This is a genomic window from Nostoc sp. T09, assembly GCF_002154695.1.
GTDB lineage: Bacteria > Cyanobacteriota > Cyanobacteriia > Cyanobacteriales > Nostocaceae > Aulosira.
Genome location: NZ_MTAV01000061.1, coordinates 34,820 through 56,401 on the forward strand (window position 1 = coordinate 34,820; position 21,582 = coordinate 56,401).

Here is a 21,582-nt window from a genome sequence, read left to right on the forward strand (position 1 = left end):
AGTTACGATACATGAAACAGTTTGCTCATTTATTAGATTCAGAACTAGCAGAGTAATAATGAAAGCACATCGAATTGAAACAACATTAACCGAAGACGGAACTTTGATCATCAAAGACTTACCATTTCAGGCTGTTCTACCATTTTTTTGTCCCAAAATTTATATTTCGGACAGGTTTATTGTCTAGCATTATACTCATGATGCAAAGAAAGAGAGGTGCTATGGTGGCTGTTCGGAGAAAATCACAGTTAAAAGCTTTTGAGACGTCGATTTTGGAGGCTTTAGACCAGGTAGAACGAGCTACCTCAAAACTATTTAAGCTGGAAGATATTTTAGAAGCAGTTTGTCAAAACATCCTGGCACTGGGTTTTGATTTTGCCAACATATCTTTAATTTCTCTAGAAAAGAATATTATTGAAGGCGTACATGGAAGTGGTACGGGAGTAGTATGGGCTAATTTGGCCAAACATTACTTGGAACCAGACCCAGAACTCAGAGATATTCAAGCAGATATAATTCTCACTCAACAAACTGAGATTATTTCTGGATGGGACAAACGCTTCGATCGCTGGATTTATCAAGAGTATGGTCATGAAAAGTTAGTTCGTGTATTTACTCCTATAGTTCTGGTTCAGGATTATAACGGCAGAGTCATTAAAAATTGGTATCAGCGCTGTAAATGGCAGAAAATCAACCCTCAATTTGAAGAGAGTAGCGAAAAACAGCATGAGGTTTACAAATTGCGTCTACCACCAGATCTGCAACCTGAGGGGCGCAATCCAGAAGTGATAGTTATTGGTACAGTAGAAGCGGGTTATAGTTCTCCAGAAAGGCGAATTGAGGAGCCAATATTATCGCGATTACTACAATATATTGCTTGGCAATCTTTCGATATTTGGCAAGCACAACTACCGCGAGTTCTAGAAACGATCGCAGAAAAAGCCAAACAAATTCTTGATGCTGATGCAGCTACGCTGCATTTTTTATACGAGCCAAATGTAGAGCAGGGTCGCTACATTTATGAAGTATTTTCCGGTGGCATTGGTAAGCAATTTCTGAAAGCTTGTCCACCGCGTCATAATGGGCTGGGAAGACAAGCCATTCAAGAAAGAAAGTACAAGTTTATCCCAGACTTATCTCAAGGTCACGACAATCTGGAAATGGCAAAGCTTAACCCCCAAGCTTTTTCGGCTGGGATAAAAGCAATGGCAGCTTTTCCATTACAGGTTGAGAATAAAGAAGGAGTACTTTATGTTGTTTTTCGACGCAGCTATATCTTATCTACACGCAAGCTGCGCTTAGTAGAATTATTTGTTCGCCGCTGGGCTGTTGATGCAATTTGGCACACGATCAAACTCCAACAAATGCGTGATGAAGCACGCCAGCTAGCAGGACTCTACTCTGTCACCCAATCCCTCGGTCGCATACCAGAAGATAATCTTTTACATCGTGTCGCTTGGGATACTTTGAATCTTCTGGGTGCAGATGTAGTTAAGGTCTACGAATATATCCAGACCGAAAGGCAATTTACAACTCCTCCGAAAACAGCAGGAAGATTAAGGCAAGACCAGAAGATGCAAGATGAGATTATTGAACAAAATGTCCCATTTTTGCTGCTTCAAAGGGGAGAAAATGTTTATGCTCCACAACTAGAAAAAGAACCAATATTTCAAAATTCAGCCTTTACTCATAGAGAAAAAATCCGTTCGGCATCTGGTGTTCTATTAGAAGTTGATAAAGATATAGTCGGAGTAATGTTTATTAACTACCGCCGACCTCACAGTTTTTCTGAAGATGAGAAAAAGATTATTGAAACTCTGGCTTCTTCAGCTGCGATCGCGATTAAAAATCAAAGCTGGGAAGTTCAAGCTGCTCAAATTGAACTGGATGCACGAAGTTTAGAAAACTGTGCGGATGTAGAAGCGATCCGTCAAGCTCATCGTGGTCTGGCAAATGGCGAACTTGAAAGCCCAGTTCGCACTCTACTAAACATTTTCAGTCGCATCAGTGAAGGTGTTGATGCTGCACTGAATCAGGCAAGTACTTACAACCAACGCCTAGCCCTCAGATCTGTCACCGACCGTTTAGACGGATACTTGCAAGAATTTAATCGTACTAGTAAAAAATACACAATCAATTTCTATCCCATCGCCAAACGTTGGCGTGAAATTATAGCCAACTATGCAGAAGAACTAGCAAAAGCTACAGAACTTCGCCAAGAAATTGACTCTCCTTACATCATTGGCGTGCCCCTCACACAAGAACAAGAAATTTTCACAGGTCGTAATGATATCGGTACACGCATTGAGCAATTACTTTTAGACCGTCGTCGCCCACCTTTGCTACTTTACGGTCAGCGACGCATGGGCAAAACTTCTCTGCTCAACAACCTGGGAAAGCTGCTACCTAATACCATCATCCCCATGTTTGTAGACTTGCAAGGTGCACCCTCATCAGCTAGCGACCATGCAGGTTTTCTCTACAACCTTGCTAGAGAAATGGTGAAATCAGCAAAAAAGCATGATGTTACTCTCCCACCCCTGAGTCGCGAAGCGTTAACTTCTGATCCCTTTACCAGCTTTGACGAATGGCTAGATACGGTAGAACAGACACTCGAACAAAATACCGCCTTGCTTATGCTAGATGAGTTCGAGGTACTAGACAGCGCCATAACCAAAGGACGCTTTGATGAGCAAGATATTCTAGGAATGCTGCGTCACCTCATCCAACATCGTCCACGCTTCAAAGTTTTGCTGGCTGGTTCCCATACTATTGAAGAATATCAACGCTGGGCTAGTTATCTCATAAATGTGCAGGTAGTGCATATCTCATACCTCAAAGAAGCAGAAGCGCGACAACTAATTGAACGCCCTGTGAAAGATTTTACTCTGCGCTATGAACCTGACGCGGTTGAGCGAGTGTTGCAACTCACCCGTTGTCACCCGTTCTTGGTACAGCTACTTTGTGCGGAAATTATCGCCCTCAAAAATGAGCAAGATCCCTCAATTCGTAGATTGGCGACTTTAGCCGATGTAGAAGCAGCAATTCCCGAAGCTTTCAAAAGTGGCGGTTTCTTCTTCGCTGATATCCAAAATAACCAAGTAGATGACAATGGTAGAGCGATTTTACGCTTTATTGCGGCTCAAGGGGAAGGTGCGATCGCTCCTCATCAAACTCTATTACAACAGTTTCCCCATGCAGACATTACCCGCAAATTGCTATTGCAGCGGGAGTTAATTGAGGAAGTGGGTGAGGGCGATCGCTTTCAGGTTGAGTTGATTCGTCGTTGGTTTACTCTGGAAAAGTAAAGCCTTCATTTACTGACTCGATTAATTCCACGCCAAAAACTTCGGCAAAAGCCTGTGCAACATGGAAGCGTACCTCTTGGCAGGTAATCCCCGGAATCCATTCGGCTAAACTCGCTACAGGTTTATCAGCAATACCACAGGGAACAATCTTCGTAAAACCTTCCATTTCAGGACAGACATTTAACGCAAAGCCGTGCATCGTAATCCAACGGCTGACTTTAATCCCAATAGCTGCAACTTTTCGTCCTTCTACCCAAACACCTGTAAATGAAGGGATGCGTTCACCTTGCAATCCGTAAACTGACAATACTCGAATTAAGACTTCTTCTAGTTGCCGCAAGTACCAATGTAGGTCTTTCTGATAGCGTTGCAGATTTAGAATTGGATAGCCCACCAGTTGACCAGGGCAATGGTAAGTAACTTCGCCGCCGCGTTCAACTCTATGGACATCAAACTTAGTTTTGTCAAGGTCAAATTTGAGAAATTCTGCATTAGCTCCTTGTCCCAAGGTGTAGACAGGGGGATGTTCTAGCAGAATTAACACGTCATCCAGATTGGGGTTGTGAATGCGATCGCTCATCAGCGATCTTTGCCATGCCAGCGCCTCTAAGTAGGGTAACAATCCTTGGTTATATAACAAACAACGATATAAATGCATTTGCTTACTACGGATTCCATGAAAAATCAACTGTTTTAGGGACCAAATATATTTCAAGTCACTAGGTTAGAGTCAACAATTGTCAAGCTTTGCAAAGGATTTTAAAGGAACATCAAGGGAACCCGCTTTAGAAAATACAAAGTGCTAGTTTGAATATATAACCTGAATGGTTTTAGGAGGAATTCTCTGCAATAAGCATCACGCCAAAACAACACAAAAAAATGTACTGGCTGGTGACGTCTAAATAAATTGTTTGCATCGAAAACACTAGTATTCTCTATGCAAAGCGAGCGAACACCTTGGGAGAAAAAGAAACTACTCATAGTTATAAAAACCTTGCTCCGACAGCAAAGGCAAGTAGGAGATCGCCTCCTCAAACTACCTCAAAAAGTGATTTCGCATAGGTGACCAATTGCCTGACAACCATTTGGATACTAACGCAGAGATAGAGAAAATTTATCAAGGGAACGCGTGGTAACACAAAAAGATACAACAACAATCATGATAGGCGTATCGGTAGTACATAAAATTGCTTCAGATATAGTTTTGGCGGCAGTGATAGACCTTACCGCAATTTCGTTTCATACAAAACTAATTCACATCAAATAAATATTGAGCGGGAGAGTTTACATGAAGCTTGTCATCCACGGCAAAAATATTGAAATCACCGAGGCGATTCGGGATTACGTGCATCAAAAAATAGAAAAGGCAGTTAGTCACTTTCAGAACATCACAAATGAAGTGGATGTGCACCTTAGCGTAGCTCGCAATCCCCGAATTAATCCTAGACAGGCGGCTGAAGTCACTATCTATGCCAATGGTAGCGTTATCCGTGCCGAGGAAAGCAGTGAAAACCTATATGCCAGCATTGACTTAGTAGCAGATAAAATTGCTCGTCAATTGCGCAAATATAAAGAAAAACGTCAAGATAAGAAAACTCAAGCTCAACCAACTAATGAGGTAGTAATACCGGAACCAGTAGTTGCAGATTTAATTGGCGATCGCACTCCTGAACTCCCCAGCGAAGTTGTTCGCACGAAATATTTCTCTATGCCACCGATGACTCTTGCAGAAGCTTTAGAACAGCTGCAACTGGTAGGACATGACTTTTATATGTTCCTAAATTCTGAGACAAATGAAATTAACGTAATTTATGAACGCAACCACGGCGGTTATGGTGTGATTCAACCCCGCCATAACAATGGTCATACAAACGGTCATGCCAACAGCAAGAATGGTAAAACAGCCAATGCTAATTTTGCCATCTCGGAAAAACCGTATTTAAGTAAATGAAGCCATTGAGCACTAGTAACTAGTAGAATGGGCATTGCCCACCATCATATCGAGGTTATGGTGGGCAATGCTTGTAGTTCAAAAATCAGATATGAATTCTATAGAGATTAGTAACTCACAAAGAAGGCAAGAGTACGGAAGATAAGAGGACAAGTTAGATAAGGGATACTTTTACCTTGTCTCCCCATTACTTCTACACTCCTGCTATCTATTTCTTCTCTAATCCCCATACCCTCACTTAGCTGCAAGCTGTTGCAGCTTTTTTAGTGCTTCTTCAACGTGAGCTTCAAATTTAAACATTGAATCAAAGATATATTGCACAACTCCCTGTTGGTCAATTACATAAGTCACGCGTCCAGGTAACAAACCAAAAGCAGCTTTTGCACCGTATAGCTTCCGGACTTCGTCGCCTTTGTCACTCAAGAGAGTAAACGGTAAATTGTACTTGGCAGCAAATTTCTGATGTGACTCGTTGGAGTCAGCACTCACGCCAATTACTTCAGCGCCAACGGTTTTAAACACTTCATACTGATCGCGAAAGGCGCAGGATTCAGCAGTACATCCCGGTGTGTCGTCCTTGGGGTAAAAGTAAAGGACTACAGCTTTTTTACCACGAAAATCTTTCAGACTCACCGTTGAGCCGTTTTGAGCAGATAGACTGAAATCAGGAGCAGTATCTCCGAGTTTAACAGGCATAGTTAAATGAAATCAAAACTAGGTTTCTTAGATAATGTTTAACAAAACATTGCATAATATTAACGCAGACTGCTCTTCAAAACTCTAGCTTCAGTTTCAGATAGCAGCTTGAATAACTTGGAACTTGTTCTCAATTCTGCCAATGGGTTCAACTTTACCTAGATAGATAAGTACCTAAACAAAAATATTGACAGTCATTGCGAGCGAAGCGAAGCAATCGCAAGAGGTGAGATTGCTTCATTCCGCTACCCTTCGGGAACGCCAAGGGCGAACGCTGCATTCGCAATGACATTGTGTAATTAATTTTGTGTAACTACTTAGCGCTGAGGAAGTAAAAACGGATGCGATCGCTACAGGTTGAGTTTTTTAGCCAAAAGTTATTTATTACTCATCTGTAACAGCAAAGGTGCTTAAGGTTATGGTTAAAAATTGGGGTTTAAAACAAAATTTTTTAGTCTGTGATCGCTCCCATTGAGTAGCAAAGCCTCATTAATGGAGTTAAAAGCCTCATTCATGAGTATCAAAGACTCATCCACGAGTATCAAAGACTCGTCCACGAGTATCAAAGACTCGTTCACGAGTATCAAAGACTCATCCACGAGTATTAAAGACTCATCCACGAGTATCAAAGACTCGTCCATGAGTATCAAAGACTCATTCACGAGTATCAAAGACTCGTCCATGAGTATCAAAGACTCGTTGACGAGGATCAAAGACTCGCTCACGAGTGTCAAAGACTCATCCACGAGTATCAAAGATTCGTTCACGAGTATCAAAGACTCGTTCACGAATATCAAAGATAAATTCTTGGGCTTTAATTCTCCACCGCCCCCAATGCTTTCAGTGCAGCTATCTGGGCTTCGGTTAAGCCTGTAACCCCGGTGATATTCATGCCCTCATAAGGCCTTTCAACTTGCAAAGTTTTGAAACATTCACCAGTGTTAACATTCCATAGTTTAATCGTCCCATCGCCGCTACCACTAGCTAGGGTTTGACCATCGGGATGAAATGCGACTGACCACACTCTATTAATATGTGCCTGTAAAACATGGATGCATTTGCCGTCATTCACTGACCACAGTCGCAATGTTTGGTCATCACCGCCACTGGCTAAAGTTTTACCATCAAGACTAAATGCGACTGACCAAATCCAATTAGTGTGTCCTTGGAGAATTTTTAGGCATTTACCATCTTTGATTGACCATAACCGCACTGTTTGGTCATTACCACCACTAGCTAAAAGTTGCCCATCTGGACTGAATGCTATTGGCCCAACTTGACCAGTATGTCCCTGTAAAACTTTAAGGCATTTACCATCACTGAGTGACCATAGCCTCACTGTTTGGTTATAACCAGCACTAGCTAACATTTGTCCATCTGGACTAAATGCCAGTGACCATACTTGGTTAGGATTTTCTTGCAGAATTTGCAGACATTTACCTGTGCTTACCGACCATAGTCTAACTGTACTGTCATGGCTGCCACTAGCTAAAATTTCACTATCGGGACTAAATGCTAATGACCGCACTTTATGAGTGTGTTCGCCTAAAACGTTCAGGTACTTACCATCTTTAACTGACCATAGCCGAACTGTTCGGTCATTGCTGCAACTAGCTAAAATCTCTCCATCAGGGCTAAAAGCAACTGACCGTACTTGCTGAGTATGTCCGATTAAAGTATTGCTGCATTGATTATTACCGAGTGTCCAAAGCCTAACTTTTTGGTCGAAACCACCACTGGCTAAGGTTTTACCATCGGGGCTGAAGGCTACTGACTCTACGCCGTTAATATAGCCTTGAAAAACTTTGAGGCATTGACCATCACTGACTGACCACAGCCTAACTGTTTGGTCATAACCACCACTGGCTAAAATTTTACCATCAGGACTAAATACGAGCGACCAGACGCGATCGCTATGTCCTTGAAGAATTTGGTAACATTGAGCGTCACTGACTGACCATAATCTTATTGTTTTGTCGTAACTACCACTGGCTACAGTTTGACTATCTGGACTAAAGCTAACGCATAAAACTTTATCGCTATGTCCGTGCAGTACTTGCAAGCATTGACCATTACTAACAGACCATAGTCTCACAGTAGTATCATAACTACCGCTAGCGAGAATTTTACCATCGGGACTAAATGCTACTGACCGCAACCCATCAGTATGTCCTTGGAGTACTTGCAAACATTGACCAGCACTAACTGACCACAGTCTCACTGTGTTGTCAAAACTGCCACTGGCGACAGTTTGACTATCAGGGCTAAAGGCGACTGACCAAATCTCACGGGTATGACCTTGGAGTACTTGCAAGCAATTACCGTCACTAACTGACCAAATTCTTAGGCTTTGGTCAACACTGCCACTAACTAAAAGTTGACCATCTGAACTATATGCTATCGACTCTACGCGATCGCTATGTCCCTGTAAAGTTTGGATGCACTTACCGTCATTAACTGACCAGAGTTTTACTATTTGGTCAACACTACCACTCGCTAAAGTTTGACCATCTGGGCTAAACGCTACTGACCGTACAAAACCTGTATGACCTTTACAAATTAAAATTTGTTGACCATCTTCTATCTGCCATAGGCGAATTTCGCCATTAGCATCGCCTGTCGCGATAATCTTGCCATTGGGACTGAATGCGACTGAGAAAATAGTTGCCAAAATATCTGTAAAAACTGACCTATCTAAAGCAGCATTAACTAATTTTAGCTGCTGCAAATTCTCACCCTTGAGATATGCTTGCCAAAGTGTCAGATTAGAAAAATCATAATTTCTTAAATCTGTTTGCAGGTAGCAAAGCAAATTTAAAATATTACCGCCTATATATCCCGGTTGATGGGTAAATTTTTCCTGTAATGTTGAGAGAATTTCAGTTAGCTTATTTTCAATTTTTTTATTGCTTCCCAGTAAATTAAGTAACCTTTCCGCAAGGGGTTTAATTATCAGGCGAATTTGGGCTTCCCGAATATAATCTTTGGCGGTTGCTTTCATCAAAGCATAGCGATTGAAAAGTGCAATTTCCCCACCAATAATATTTTCTGCTAATTCTGCAATTAAGCGATCGCTTAAATATTCCATGACCACAGGTTGCAGCGTAAACAGTGCATGACTTTTTTCGATCAGCGACCTTCTCACTAATGACTGCAATGCCTCCATCAAATTTGACTGCGATGGTAAGGCAACAATATCCTCGCGTAATTCCGCAATCCCTATCGGTTCCCGATTAATGGCTAGCCAGTACATCACCTCTGTTTCTAAATCTGATAAGCGATGAAATTGCTGGTCTAAAAGTTGGCGTATCCCCCCAAAAACTACAGTATCCTGTGATAAAAATGCCGAAATACTACTATCAAATAATTCTTTAATTGTGGTAGAGATTATTTTTAATGCTAAAGGATGACCTTTATAAAATTCGATAAGTTTAACTTGTTCTGGTTTTGTACCTGACAGTCCTTGAGTATGAAAAATTTCTTCTCCATCTACTGCTTTTAACCCAGCCAGTTGCAAAACCCGCACTGGCAAAGTTTCGCCCTCTAATGCAGCAACTTCTTGGGGTTTTTCTCTACTTGTTAAGATTAAGCAACTTTCATGAGTCGTACCACCAATGCGTCTGAGTAATTCGCCATAAGCTTCATAGCCTTCTCGATATGCTAAAGCGCCTGACTGAAAAATTGACTCAGCATTATCTAGTATCAACAGACAGCGTGATGAGCGTAGATACTCGATAAGTAAAGAAATTCTCTCTCCCACATCTGGCGGTAAATCGATTTGCTGTTGGTGAGAAATAAATTTAATCAAGTCTGCCAGAATATCTTGTATGGGTGGCGCATTCCTGAGACTGCGCCAGATTACATAATCAAATTCCCCTTGAATCTTTTGCGCCAGCTTAATAGACAGAGAAGTTTTGCCAATTCCCCCCATCCCCAAAACCGCCACCACACGACAGCGTTCTTGGACAACCCACTTTTCCAGTTTGGCAAGTTCTTCAGCACGGCCATAAAAAACTGATACATCAACAGCCTCACCCCAATCAACGCGATATGAGGTTTGAGGTTTTAACTGTGGAGTAGGTTTTGTCTTGTCTACTTGTTCAACTGCTAGCTTTTTCTCACGCCGTTTGTCGATGTAGTCGAGAACTTGTACCGTGCTAGCAATAAAGCCGATTAAGCCCACAATAAAGCCGATGGTAGCGGAGATAGGGTCCATGTTAAGCAATTCAAAATTCAAAGATTCAAGATGAAAAACCTATAGTTAATAGGTATCAGACTATTCACTGTATGCAAATTAAATAATGAGGAACAGCTTATCAGTGCCTTACTGAGGATATTGCTCTGCTAAATTTAACATTTTCGTAAATTAGCGGCAGTCTACTTGAGTGGGAGATTTAATAAAATAGCGATCGCAAATACGAATAAATGCACAGGAAGTATTTATCATGGATTACAATGGCTGATAGATACTTAACTATGAGCTACTGCCTCAATCCCAGTTGCAATCAACCCATCAACCCACACGACACTAATTTTTGCCAGAGTTGTGGGATAAAACTTATACTCCTGCTGCGAAATCGCTATCGAATTATTCAACCACTGGGAGGCGGCGGATTTGGGAGAACTTTCTTAGCAGAAGACGAAGATAAGCTCAAGGAAAATTGCGTTGTCAAGCAGCTAGCGCCGCAAATCCAAGGAACTAATGCCCTACATAAAGCAACTGAACTGTTTCACGAAGAAGCACAGCGTTTGCAACAGTTAGGAGAGCATCCTCAAATTCCCACTTTGTATGCTTACTTTAGTGAGGATCGCTACCTGTATCTAGTACAGCAGTTCATCCAAGGACAAAGTTTACGACAGGAGTTGCAACAACAGGGAACTTTTAGTGAAGCAAAAATTTGGGAACTTTTAGCCGAATTATTACCTGTTTTAAATTTTGTTCATGAAAATCAAGTAATTCACCGCGATATTAAACCAGATAATATTATGCGTCGCATCCCCCACTCCAAAGGAACAGGGGGAAATTTAGTATTGATTGATTTTGGTGTCGCCAAGCTATTAACAGTAAACTCTGCGGAACACACAGGTACAAGCATTGGTTCCTATGGCTACGCACCACTAGAACAAATGAAGTATGGTTTTGCTTACCCAGCTAGTGACTTATTCAGTTTGGGTGTAACTTGCTTTACGCTGTTGACAGGAATTCATCCATCGCATCTTTATATGGAAGCAGGCTATGGCTGGGTAGCAAGCTGGCGAGAACATTTAAAGTATCCAATATCTGCACAATTAGACCGAGTTTTAGACAAGCTATTACAAAAAGATATTGAGCATCGCTATCAGACAGCGAATGCAGTTCTCGAAGATTTGCCGCACCAACCACCACAAGCAACTGTGCCACAGGATCGTGTGGTTAAATCACAGCTTGTAGGGATTAGCCAGACAGCTTCAACTACTATTAGCAACTTGATTAAGCCTAAAATCTTGTTGCCATATCAACTACTAATGGCGGGTGCAATCCTGCTTGTAGGATTAGGGGGATATGTAAATTGGCAAAGTTTGCCCTTGACTGGACATGAGGGGGAAGTCAATTCCCTGGCTTTTAGCCCGATTCCCTCATCTCATACTTCCCAAAGTAAACAAACAAATGTCTCTAGTATACCGTTACCCCAAGCTTCGATAGGGCAAGGAGAAATATTAGCTAGTGGTAGCGATGACAATACCGTTAAAATCTGGAATCTGACACAAAAACAGGTAACTCGCACCCTCAAGGCTGATTCTGGCTGGGTGTATACTGTAGCGATTAGCCCAGATGGTCAAACTGCGATCGCAGGTTATCAAGACAAAACTATCAAACTCTGGAATCTCAACACCGGAGAAGAAATCCGCACCCTCAAAGGGCATCAAGGTTTAGTAAATTCTGTGGCCATTAGCTCAGATGGTCAAACTGTAGTCAGTGGCAGTTACGATAAAAGTATTAAAATCTGGGATTTCCACACAGGAAAAGAAATTCGCACCTTGAAGGGGCATACAGGAGAAGTTTTGTCTGTTGCCATCAGCCCCAACGGTGAGAAAATTGCCAGTGCTAGTGCCGATAGAACTATCAAGATTTGGCAGCTAAACACAGGCAAGGAAATATATACTATTGGCGGTCATTCCCAAGATGTCAATGCTTTAGCTATTAGCCCAAATGGCCAGATATTAGTCAGCGCCAGCGATGATAAAACTATTAAACTATGGAACCTGAATACAGGGAAATACATCCGCACCTTTGAAGGACATACAGCCGATGTGAATGCGATCGCCTTTAGCCCCAATGGAGAGTATATCGCTAGTGGTAGTGATGACAAGACTGTGAAAGTCTGGCAACTGAATACAGGAGAAGCAATACAAACTTTTAAAGGGCATTCATCTGAGGTTTATGCTGTGGCTTTTAGTCCCGATGGTAAAACCTTAGTTAGTGGTAGTAAAGATAAAACTATCAAAATTTGGCATTTAAGGGGTTGACTCTCTAGTTAACTGGACATTTCAGAATGTAATCAGAAAACTATTGAGCTTACCCTTATGCAACTCCCTAATCTAAAAAATAGTTGTTTAGCATTTACCCTAGTAGCGATCGCTTCTTTTTCCAGTAGTCTGTTAACAGCCTGTTCTACAAAAACTTACCACACCAGAACGCAAGAACCAGTACCCCACATTACTACTCGTGATGCTAGCGACAAACAACAGACCAACCAGCATGGTGGAATAGATCACAGTGGTATGAACCACAGCATGGCGATGGATTTAGGCCCAGCCGATGCTAACTATGATTTACGCTTCATTGATGCGATGATTCCGCACCATCAGGGCGCGACTGTCATGGCTAAGGAAGCACAGCAAAAATCAAAACGCCCAGAAATTAAAAAGCTAGCAGACGACATTATCAAAGCACAGAACCAAGAAATTACCCAGATGAAAAGCTGGCGCACAGCCTGGTATCCCAAAGCTGGAGATAAACCAATGGCTTATGATGCTCTCAAGGGCCAGATGAAGGAGATGTCATCTGAGCAAATGCAAGCCATGATGATGAACATGGACTTAGGCGCTGCTGATGCAGAATTTGACCTACGCTTTATCAATGCCATGATTCCACACCATGAAGCAGCTGTAACTATGGCTAAAGATGCTTTGCAAAAGTCTCAGCGTTCGGAAATTAAGAACTTAGCTCAAGCAATTATCAAAGCACAAGATACTGAGATTAACCAAATGAAACAGTGGCGAACAACTTGGTACAAAAAGTAAGCTGATGCATTAACAATATTTGTATTACCTCTGCGACTCTGTGTCTCTGTGGTCAGAAAAATTCTTTTAACCACAGAGGCACAGAGAACACAGAGAAGAAAAGCATTTCTCAATTTCATCCCAATTTCATTTTCAGATGAAACACTGGGAATCAGGTGAACACAGCTAGCTTTGTTTACACTCCCATACTGAAAAATTCCTGATAGCGATGTCCAACTCTCTGCGTTCCCAATCACCTACAGCAATTCGTTCTCTTTCTGGCATACTACTGAGTCTGCTTATATTAGCTAATCCCGCAGTAGTTTTAGCCCACGGCGGACACGGTAATGAATTTCAAGCAGGAACTGAAGCAACTCAAACTGCTACCCCTATTCAAGTTGATGCCCAAACAGCTAAACGTCTAGGAATTAAAGTTGAGCCAGTTAAACGTCAGCCGCTAGCTGTGGGGATTAAAACCACAGGGCAAATTGAAACTCTACCCAGCCAAAAAGTAGAGGTGAATACCCCAATTTCTCAGGCAAAGGTGGTGGAGTTGTTGGTGGAACCAGGCGCTACAGTGAAAAAAGGTCAACCTGTAGCCATTGTATCTAGCCCTGATTTGGTGGAACTGCGGGTTAATTCCCAAGAAAAACTAGCAGAAGGTCAGGCGAATTTGCAACAAGCATTAGCTGATTTAAAATTAGCGCAACAAAACCGCGATCGCTATCTACAAATCACCGCAGCTGAAATCGCTCAAGCGCAGACTCAAGTAGCATTTGCTCAAGAAAAGTACAACAAAGACAAACAGTTAGCCAATACTGGCGCTTTACCACAACGCACAGCCCTCGAATCTCAAACCCAACTAGCTGAAGCTAAGGCCGAACTCACCAAAGCTAACAGTCGCCGGGAAGTTATCGAAGCGGAAAATCAGCTAAAACGTGCGGCTTCAGCAGTTCAAGTGGCAAAATCACGAATTCAACTTAGTAATACCACCTATCAAACTCGGCTCTCGCAATTGGGAACCCGCGCCAATGCTCAAGGACTGGTGACGGTGGTATCGCCAATTTCTGGTAAGGTTGCCGATCGAGAAGTTACCCTCGGTCAATCATTTGAGGATACAGGCGGCAAATTGATGACCATTGTCAATGACAGCCGGGTTTTTGCCACAGCGAATATTTATGAAAAAGATTTAAATCAAGTCAGGAGTAGTCAACGGGTAAGTGTTAAAGTTGCTGCTGTGCCTAACCGTACTTTCACGGGACGAATTACCCGAATTGGCTCTGTTGTTGAAGGAGAATCGCGAGTTGTACCAGTACAAGCTGAACTGGAGAACTCTGGCGGATTGCTCAAACCGGGAATGTTTGCCGAACTCGAAGTTTTGACAAACCAAACATCAGCAGCTATCTTAGCTATCCCCAGCGTGGCGGTAGTAGAAGCAAATGGCAAAAAACAGGTTTATCTGCAAAATGGTAAAGCCTATCAGCCTGTGGAAGTTACCTTAGGTCAAACTTCTGGTGACATGGTTGAGGTAAAAACTGGCTTATTTGAAGGTGATTTAATAGTTACACAACGCGCACCGCAACTTTACGCACAATCTCTGCGGGGGAGTAGTGGAGCAGAGACGCATAGCATGGGAGTAGAGGAGAAACCAGCAACTTTTAATTCCTCAATTCCTTTGTGGATGGGAGTTGGGGGAGGAGTTGCACTTATCGGTGTAGCTTTTATGGGTGGTGTTTTCTGGGCTAGTCGTCGCAGTAAACATCAATATCAACTAAGCACAGCACCAGTAGAGGTATCGCCAGAATGGGTTGATAACCATCACCTAGCGAATCAGGATTCAGAAATCAGGATTGAGAAATAACAATGCTTAGTGCGATCATTAAGTGGGCGATCGCTCGCCGTTGGCTAGTGGTTCTTAGTGCAATTATCTTGATGATTGGGATATTTCGCACGATTATCCAAATGCCTTTGGATGTTTTCCCCAGCTTTGCACCACCGCAAGTAGAAATTCAAACTGAAGCACCAGGACTCGCTCCTGAAGAATTGGAATCTCTGGTAACTTTACCGATTGAAAGTGCAATTAATGGTACTCCTGGGGTACAAGCAGTACGCTCATCTTCAGCAGCCGGAATTTCTGTTGTCAAAGTCATTTTTAATTGGGGAAGTGATATTTATCAAGCTCGTCAGCTGGTAACAGAGCGATTGCAACAAGCACAAAGTAAGTTACCAGCAGGGGTAGAAACGCCGCAAATTTCTCCCACTAGTTCCCCTATCGGTACTGTATTGCAATATGCCTTTACTTCCAAAACAACTCCTTTAATGGAAGTGCGGCGGCTTGTTGATTGGCAAGTAACAAATCGGCTTTTGGCTGTTCCTGGTGTGAGTCAAGTTGTAGCTTATGGCGGTGATATTCGCCAATATCAAGTATTAGTTGAACCAGAGAAATTAAAAGCATTTAATGTCACTTTGGCTGATGTCGAAGAAGCAACGGCTGCGGCTAATATTAATGCTCCTGGTGGTTATCTAATTACCCCCGATCGCGAAAAATTAATCCGGGGTATTGGCAGAATTGAATCTATAGAGGAATTACAGCAATCTGTAATTACTGCTCGCAATGGTACACCAGTAAAAATATCCGATGTCGCAGATGTGCAAATCGGTGCAGCTATCAAACGGGGTGATGGCAGTTTTAACGGTGAAAAGGCGATCGTCGTCATGATTAACAAACAGCCGCAAGCCGATACTCCTACCGTTACCCGTGCTATTGAGCAGGCGATATCTACGATGGGCTACGCCAACGCAGAAATTAAAGCGGGCTTACCCAAGGATATCAAAGTTACCCCGACATTTCGTCAAGAAAATTATATCGATGCTTCGATTGAAAATGTCCGTGCAGCTTTAATTGAAGGCAGTATTATTGTTGCGATTATCCTGATTCCTTTTTTAATGAATTGGCGTAATCTCGCCATCTGTTTAACTGCTCTTCCTTTATCTTTACTACTAGGAATATTTCTCCTCAATTGGTTGGGGCAAGGTTTAAATACCATGACTTTGGGAGGATTAGCCGTAGCCATCGGTTCAGCAGTTGATGATGCAATTGTCGATGCCGAAAATGTCTATAGAAATCTGCGAGAAAATAAATATTCTCCCAAACCCAAACCAGTTTTAGATGTAGTATTTGAAGGTTGTCAAGAAGTACGCGATTCGGTATTTGGAGCAACGATAATTACTATTGTTGTCTTTTCGCCTGTGTTTGCCTTAGGTGGGGTAGAAGGTAGCATTTTTATCCCAATGGGGTTAGGCTACATGGCAGCGGTGATTGCTTCGAGTATCACAGCACTGACAATAACTCCAGCTTTATGTGCAATTTTATTACCCCACGGTCACCTTCCAGAAAGCGAACCTTGGGTAGCGAGATTTTTTAAGCGGCTGTATTATCCACTGTTAACATTTTCTTTGCGGCGTTCGGGAATTATTTTAGCTTTAGCTACTGCTAGCACTGTAGCAGCGATCGCGATCGCTCCGGCTTTCGGCAGAGTCTTTTTACCAGAGTTTCAAGAACAAACTTTGGTAAATACCATAACACTCTATCCCGGTGTATCTTTGGAAGCTACTAATGCAGCAGGATATGCAATTCAAGATGCACTCAAAGGGGATTCTCGATTTCCTTATGTACAGTTGCGTTCTGGACGTGCGCCTGGTGATGGGGATGCAGCGGGGGTGAATTTGGCACATTTGGATATTGAATTGAGCCGCGAAGCCCTAGAAGATAGGGAGTCGGCGATTAAAAAGCTGCGTCAGGAATTTGCGAAATTACTAGGAGTAGCGCCAAATATTGGTGGTTTTATCTCGCACAGGATGGATGAGGTATTATCTGGGGTAAGGAGTGCGATCGCAGTCAAGATTTTCGGCCCCGATTTAGCCCAACTCCGCACGATTGGGAGTCAAGTAAATGAGGTAATGAAAACTGTAAATGGCATTGTCGATTTACAACTTGAACCTCAAGTACCCATCGAACAAATACAAATTAAATTCAATCGCACAGATGCTTCTCGCTATGGTTTAACAGTCGGAAAAATTTCCCAAGTTATTGAAACTGCCCTTAATGGAAAAGTAGTATCCCAAATCTTAGATAAACAACAAACCTTTGATTTAGTTGTGTGGTTAAAACCAGATGCACGGCAAAATTTAGATACAATTCATAATTTATTAGTTGATACTCCAAATGGGCAAAAGATTCCTTTAGCGCAAGTTGCTGCAATTGAAAACGGCACAGGACCAAATACGATTAACCGGGAAAACGTTTCGCGTTTGATTGTCGTATCTGCTAATACTAGCGGTAGGCATTTGCGCTCTGTTGTCAATGAAATTCAAGAGAAAGTTAATCAACAAGTACATCCGCCTGCTGGTTACTATATACAATATGCTGGTCAATTTGAGGCGCAAGAACGAGCTACTCAAAATATCTTAATATCGAGTGCGATCGCCTTTGTTGCCATCACAGTTATCATGTATATTTCTGTGAAATCAATTCCTTCTACCGCCATGATTATGATTAACTTACCTTTGGCATTGGTAGGAGGAGTATTTTCAGTAGCTTTATCTGGCGGTATTATCTCTATTGCCTCTTTAGTTGGCTTTGTTACACTGTTTGGAGTTGCAACCCGCAATGGTTTATTACTAGTAGATAACTACAACAATAAATTTGCGGAAGGAATGCCTTTGAAAGAGACTTTAATCAAAGGTTCAATGGAAAGACTAAACGCCATTTTGATGACAGCTTTTACCTCAGCTTTGGGATTAGCACCTTTAATAGCTGACAGCGGCCCTGGTAAGGAAATATTACAACCGCTTTCCATAGTGGTGTTAGGTGGTTTGTTTACCTCTACAGCATTGACATTGGTAGTTATACCCGCGTTATATGCTAAGTTTGGCAAAATTTTGCTACACAAACAATGAATTTAATTGAGGATTAAATCTATGAATTCACTCAAATATAGCTTGATGATTATAGGAAGTATCGGGTTAATTTTCTTGGGAGCTTGTGCTAACAATCAACCAGCAGCTAATACAGAGAACAATCCAAATACCTCTAGCGCAAATACTCAATCTTCAGCAGCACCTGTAGCTAAAACAGAAGGACAACATGGTAAATCTCATGGCGGTCAAGTTGTAGAAATCGGCGCTTACCATTTAGAGTTTGTTCCAGAGAAAGAAGCTAATACAACTCACATGGATTTCTATCTACAAAAAGGCGACAATCACGAAGCAATACCTGATGCCAAAGTTACGGCTCAAGTGCAGTTACCTGATGGCACGCAAAAGACAGTTCCCTTTACCTATGATGCCAAAGATAAGCATTACACAGGTTTATTAAAAGAAACTGCAACTGGTCAGTATCAGGTTAAGATAAATGCAGATATCAAAGATAAAAAAGTAGATGGGCGGTTTAATTTTAATCGCTAACTGTTAGTTAATTGAAAATTAGATAGAAGTCAAAAATTTTAAGTAGGGTGAGCACTGCCCACCACATCTGTAATATGATAAAAACAAAAGAGTAAATTTAAAGACTTTATGCCAAGTTTAGGTAATATAAAGTTTATAAGCACCAAAGGCTAACTAATTTCAAGGATTTATTAAAAGAATTAATATGACTGAAACTACAGTTCGCAAACAGTATGACCAATTGGCTGCCGTTTACGATCTACGTTGGAAAAGTTATATTGCAAAAACACTTTCTTTTCTCAAAACTTGGGCAGAAATATCACGACTAAATACTGTACTTGATATTGCTTGTGGTACAGGTGAGTTTGAACGTTTACTGCTGAGTGAGTATTCATCACAACAAATTGTTGGGGTAGATATTTCCGAAAAGATGCTGGCAATCGCTAAACATAAATTGAAAGCTTATCCCCAAGTATTATTTAAGAGAGCTAGTGCATCAAATTTACCATTCGACAGTAATAGTTTTGATGTAATCGTATGTGCAAATTCATTTCATTACTTTGATAATCCATCTGCTGCATTAACAGAGATGAGACGTGTTCTTAAGCCTAAAGGTAAAGTTATTATCCTAGATTGGTGTAGAGATTATTTAAGTTGTAAAATATGCGACTTGATTCTTAAATATATTGATCCGGCTCACAAGCGGTGTTACACCCAAGAGGAATTTCATAGCTTGCTTAGAGATGCAAATTTTGTGCTTTCTCATGCGGACAGAATTCGTTTTGGTGTCGTGTGGGGATTAATGGTAGCCACAGCCAGCCTCAAGGTTTAAGGCGATTTTTTATGCGAGTACTACTAGTAGAAGATGAAGCTGATTTAGGTGATGCTATTAAGCGAACTCTTACCCAGCAAAAATACTTGGTAGATTGGGTACTAGATGGTAACGATGCATGGGCATATTTAGAAAATAGCTGGACGCAATATACTCTAGCTATTTTCGATTGGATGCTACCAGGAATATCAGGTTTAGAATTATGCAAAAGGCTACGCCATCATAAAAATCCTCTGCCTGTGTTAATGCTAACAGCCAAAGACAGCATGGAAGATAAAGTTGCTGGGCTGGATGCAGGTGCAGATGATTATTTAGTCAAGCCATTTGGCATGGCAGAATTATTAGCAAGATTGCGAGCATTACAGAGGCGATCGCCCCAATTTCAGCCAGAAGAATTAACGGTTGGCAACCTAACTCTAGATTATGGCAACAATTTAGTTGTCAGCCAGAATGCTACGGAAAAAAAACAGGAAATTCCTCTAACAAATAAAGAATTTCAGTTACTAGAGTATTTTATGAAGCACCCAAACCAAATTGTGACCACAGAACAAATTCGCAATCAGCTTTGGGAAGTGAGTGCAGAACCAGTTAGTAATGTAGTAGCTGCTCAAATGCGATTGCTGCGTCGCAAACTAGCTAATAGTGGCTGCGAAAACATGATTGAAACTTTACATGGGATGGGATATCGTCTGAACCTTACCGATGAAATTCCCTAATTTGAATGCTTGAGGTAATGCCAAGGGGAACTGGTATGCGATGCCTGCGGCGGGCTACGCCTACACGGCCTGCCGTTACACTCAAAATATAGCTATAACTACAAAATAAATCTCAAGGAAGCATATTTACTATGAAGTGGCGAGTAATTCTCGAACCCGATCAAGAAACCGGAGAATGGGCTGTTTGGTGTCCTGAATTACCTGGTTGTACATCCGCAGGTGATACGGAAGAAGAAGCTTTAGAAAATATCCGCGAGGCAATTCAATTATATCTGGAAGCCGATCCAATTCAATTAGCACCAGGAGCAATATCCCGCGAGGTTACGGTAGGATGACTCGTACCCGACGAATGAATGCGGATGAGGTTGAAAGAATTTTACAAAACTACGGATTCGAGCTTATTTCTCAAAAAGGTAGCCATCGTAAATGGCGAAATGGCGATCGCCAACTACAAGTAATTGTGCCCTATCACAAAGGTCGGAATCTACCAATTGGGACTTTGCGTAATATCATGATAGGTGCAGATATTCCCGAATCTGAGTGGAAAACTGATTAGTAAAGAGTCGCAACTTACAACTTACATTTGTTCTTTGCACTAGTGGCGGTTAGTCTATGAAATATTTTTACTTTTCTATTGATTGATTGTTATACTAATTCAAATAATATTTACAACACATCAATTATTCGCCAGGGCACAACAACATTGTGCCCCTACTCATCTGTTACATTCTTTTTTTAATTTGGCATTAAATGCCTACAAACGCATTGAGTTCATTAAGAAGAGTTGCTGCCTGTTCCATCTGTGTTAGAGGCAGAAAACGCCAGTCAGGTAGACTTGGCCATTTACAAAGTCGAGAGTTCAAGTTATCTGCTTGTTCTTTTAGAAAATCGTAACAATCAGGCTCAGTCTTTTCAGTGAGACGGGCAAGGCTTTTACTTGATAGAGAGACATAAACATAGCTACTATCTATTTGCAACTTCTCATGATAAGATTCACATCCCATATAGAAGGCTGCTACATAAATCGGCTGACCATTTTTACCTACTTGGGTTATATCTTTCTCCCAAAAGCTGACACTCAAGTTCTTGTGTACCCTGGGGGATGAGTAAAACTTTGATGCTTCATGCCAAACATATTCAATGATGTCTAGCATCTCAAACTCTTTGGCTCTCTCAAATACATGATTTAATATATTCATTTGTTGTAGTGTTAATTTTTTGCACTTGCAATTTCTGGTGTAATCCATATAACTATCTCCATCAACTTATTACCTCTAGGATTCCCACAAATCTACGGAATTCATATAACGCTCTACTTGACTACTGAGATTTATAATTTTCTTCTACAGGCTCAAGTTGCATAGCTGCCAA

General features: G+C 41.6%; 16 protein-coding genes. 11 read left to right on the forward strand and 5 right to left on the reverse strand.

Annotation, left to right across the window (positions count from 1 at the left end):
• Window positions 1–197 precede the first annotated feature (197 nt).
• On the forward strand, window positions 198–3,308 hold the full coding sequence (locus BV372_RS37605) for a GAF domain-containing protein (RefSeq protein WP_143845115.1): 3,111 nt from the start codon (window positions 198–200) through the stop codon (window positions 3,306–3,308).
• Here the strand turns inward: BV372_RS37605 and lipB are convergent.
• Window positions 3,292–3,966, reverse strand: a complete 675-nt coding sequence (gene lipB / locus BV372_RS14455; protein ID WP_086687193.1) for a lipoyl(octanoyl) transferase LipB — start codon at window positions 3,964–3,966, stop codon at window positions 3,292–3,294. The genes BV372_RS37605 and lipB overlap by 17 nt on opposite strands.
• A gap of 630 nt (window positions 3,967–4,596) precedes the next feature.
• On the opposite strand from lipB, the gene hpf reads away from it, so the two are divergent.
• A complete protein-coding gene (gene hpf / locus BV372_RS14460; RefSeq protein ID WP_086687194.1) occupies window positions 4,597–5,259 on the forward strand; it encodes a ribosome hibernation-promoting factor, HPF/YfiA family in 663 nt (220 codons plus the stop codon).
• Window positions 5,260–5,493: 234 nt separating this feature from the next.
• On the opposite strand, the gene BV372_RS14465 is transcribed toward hpf, so the two are convergent.
• The 3 genes from BV372_RS14465 to BV372_RS14475 all read right to left on the reverse strand — a co-directional run bounded on the left by BV372_RS14465 (window position 5,494) and on the right by BV372_RS14475 (window position 10,171).
• Window positions 5,494–5,955, reverse strand: coding sequence for a peroxiredoxin (locus BV372_RS14465; protein WP_086687195.1), 462 nt, complete (start codon window positions 5,953–5,955; stop codon window positions 5,494–5,496).
• 422 nt (window positions 5,956–6,377) lie between these two features.
• Entirely contained in the window at window positions 6,378–6,743 is a 366-nt protein-coding gene (locus BV372_RS36300) for a hypothetical protein (RefSeq protein WP_256973219.1), read from the reverse strand.
• Window positions 6,744–6,769: 26 nt separating this feature from the next.
• The gene (locus tag BV372_RS14475) at window positions 6,770–10,171 is read right to left on the reverse strand and encodes an NB-ARC domain-containing protein (protein WP_086687196.1); all 3,402 of its coding nucleotides are present in this window, start codon (window positions 10,169–10,171) and stop codon (window positions 6,770–6,772) included.
• A gap of 260 nt (window positions 10,172–10,431) precedes the next feature.
• Between BV372_RS14475 and BV372_RS14480 the strand changes: the two genes are divergently transcribed.
• From BV372_RS14480 to BV372_RS14520, 9 genes are all read left to right on the forward strand, one after another.
• Window positions 10,432–12,462 (forward strand): serine/threonine-protein kinase, encoded by a 2,031-nt coding sequence (locus BV372_RS14480; RefSeq protein WP_086687197.1) that lies wholly within the window; start codon window positions 10,432–10,434, stop codon window positions 12,460–12,462.
• Window positions 12,463–12,519: 57 nt separating this feature from the next.
• Window positions 12,520–13,239, forward strand: a complete 720-nt coding sequence (locus BV372_RS14485) for a DUF305 domain-containing protein (protein WP_086687198.1) — start codon at window positions 12,520–12,522, stop codon at window positions 13,237–13,239.
• 208 nt (window positions 13,240–13,447) lie between these two features.
• Window positions 13,448–15,079, forward strand: coding sequence for an efflux RND transporter periplasmic adaptor subunit (locus BV372_RS14490; protein WP_086687199.1), 1,632 nt, complete (start codon window positions 13,448–13,450; stop codon window positions 15,077–15,079).
• A 2-nt stretch (window positions 15,080–15,081) separates the two neighbouring features.
• Window positions 15,082–18,177 (forward strand): efflux RND transporter permease subunit, encoded by a 3,096-nt coding sequence (locus BV372_RS14495; RefSeq protein WP_086687200.1) that lies wholly within the window; start codon window positions 15,082–15,084, stop codon window positions 18,175–18,177.
• 21 nt (window positions 18,178–18,198) lie between these two features.
• The gene (locus BV372_RS14500; protein WP_086687201.1) at window positions 18,199–18,684 is read left to right on the forward strand and encodes a hypothetical protein; all 486 of its coding nucleotides are present in this window, start codon (window positions 18,199–18,201) and stop codon (window positions 18,682–18,684) included.
• A 184-nt stretch (window positions 18,685–18,868) separates the two neighbouring features.
• The gene (locus BV372_RS14505) at window positions 18,869–19,495 is read left to right on the forward strand and encodes a class I SAM-dependent methyltransferase (RefSeq protein ID WP_086687202.1); all 627 of its coding nucleotides are present in this window, start codon (window positions 18,869–18,871) and stop codon (window positions 19,493–19,495) included.
• 11 nt (window positions 19,496–19,506) lie between these two features.
• Window positions 19,507–20,211: a two-component system response regulator RppA gene (gene rppA, locus BV372_RS14510; RefSeq protein ID WP_086687203.1), complete on the forward strand. Its 705-nt coding sequence runs from the start codon at window positions 19,507–19,509 to the stop codon at window positions 20,209–20,211.
• Window positions 20,212–20,342: 131 nt separating this feature from the next.
• On the forward strand, window positions 20,343–20,546 hold the full coding sequence (locus BV372_RS14515; protein ID WP_086687204.1) for a type II toxin-antitoxin system HicB family antitoxin: 204 nt from the start codon (window positions 20,343–20,345) through the stop codon (window positions 20,544–20,546).
• A complete protein-coding gene (locus BV372_RS14520) occupies window positions 20,543–20,767 on the forward strand; it encodes a type II toxin-antitoxin system HicA family toxin (protein ID WP_086687205.1) in 225 nt (74 codons plus the stop codon). The genes BV372_RS14515 and BV372_RS14520 overlap by 4 nt, the downstream gene beginning before the upstream one ends.
• A 190-nt stretch (window positions 20,768–20,957) precedes the next feature.
• Here the strand turns inward: BV372_RS14520 and BV372_RS14525 are convergent, their stop codons facing one another.
• Window positions 20,958–21,410 (reverse strand): hypothetical protein, encoded by a 453-nt coding sequence (locus BV372_RS14525; RefSeq protein WP_143845117.1) that lies wholly within the window; start codon window positions 21,408–21,410, stop codon window positions 20,958–20,960.
• Between the last annotated feature and the right edge of the window lie 172 nt (window positions 21,411–21,582).

Bases quoted from the DNA above. Each gene is read 5' to 3' on its own strand.
- BV372_RS37605 (WP_143845115.1), top strand. From the start codon at position 198: ATGATGCAAAGAAAGAGAGGTGCTATGGTGGCTGTTCGGAGAAAATCA.
- lipB (WP_086687193.1), bottom strand. From the start codon at position 3,966: ATGCATTTATATCGTTGTTTGTTATATAACCAAGGATTGTTACCCTAC.
- hpf (WP_086687194.1), top strand. From the start codon at position 4,597: ATGAAGCTTGTCATCCACGGCAAAAATATTGAAATCACCGAGGCGATT.
- BV372_RS14465 (WP_086687195.1), bottom strand. From the start codon at position 5,955: ATGCCTGTTAAACTCGGAGATACTGCTCCTGATTTCAGTCTATCTGCT.
- BV372_RS14475 (WP_086687196.1), bottom strand. From the start codon at position 10,171: ATGGACCCTATCTCCGCTACCATCGGCTTTATTGTGGGCTTAATCGGC.
- BV372_RS14480 (WP_086687197.1), top strand. From the start codon at position 10,432: ATGAGCTACTGCCTCAATCCCAGTTGCAATCAACCCATCAACCCACAC.
- BV372_RS14485 (WP_086687198.1), top strand. From the start codon at position 12,520: ATGCAACTCCCTAATCTAAAAAATAGTTGTTTAGCATTTACCCTAGTA.
- BV372_RS14490 (WP_086687199.1), top strand. From the start codon at position 13,448: ATGTCCAACTCTCTGCGTTCCCAATCACCTACAGCAATTCGTTCTCTT.
- BV372_RS14495 (WP_086687200.1), top strand. From the start codon at position 15,082: ATGCTTAGTGCGATCATTAAGTGGGCGATCGCTCGCCGTTGGCTAGTG.
- BV372_RS14500 (WP_086687201.1), top strand. From the start codon at position 18,199: ATGAATTCACTCAAATATAGCTTGATGATTATAGGAAGTATCGGGTTA.
- BV372_RS14505 (WP_086687202.1), top strand. From the start codon at position 18,869: ATGACTGAAACTACAGTTCGCAAACAGTATGACCAATTGGCTGCCGTT.
- rppA (WP_086687203.1), top strand. From the start codon at position 19,507: ATGCGAGTACTACTAGTAGAAGATGAAGCTGATTTAGGTGATGCTATT.
- BV372_RS14515 (WP_086687204.1), top strand. From the start codon at position 20,343: ATGAAGTGGCGAGTAATTCTCGAACCCGATCAAGAAACCGGAGAATGG.
- BV372_RS14520 (WP_086687205.1), top strand. From the start codon at position 20,543: ATGACTCGTACCCGACGAATGAATGCGGATGAGGTTGAAAGAATTTTA.
- BV372_RS14525 (WP_143845117.1), bottom strand. From the start codon at position 21,410: ATGAATATATTAAATCATGTATTTGAGAGAGCCAAAGAGTTTGAGATG.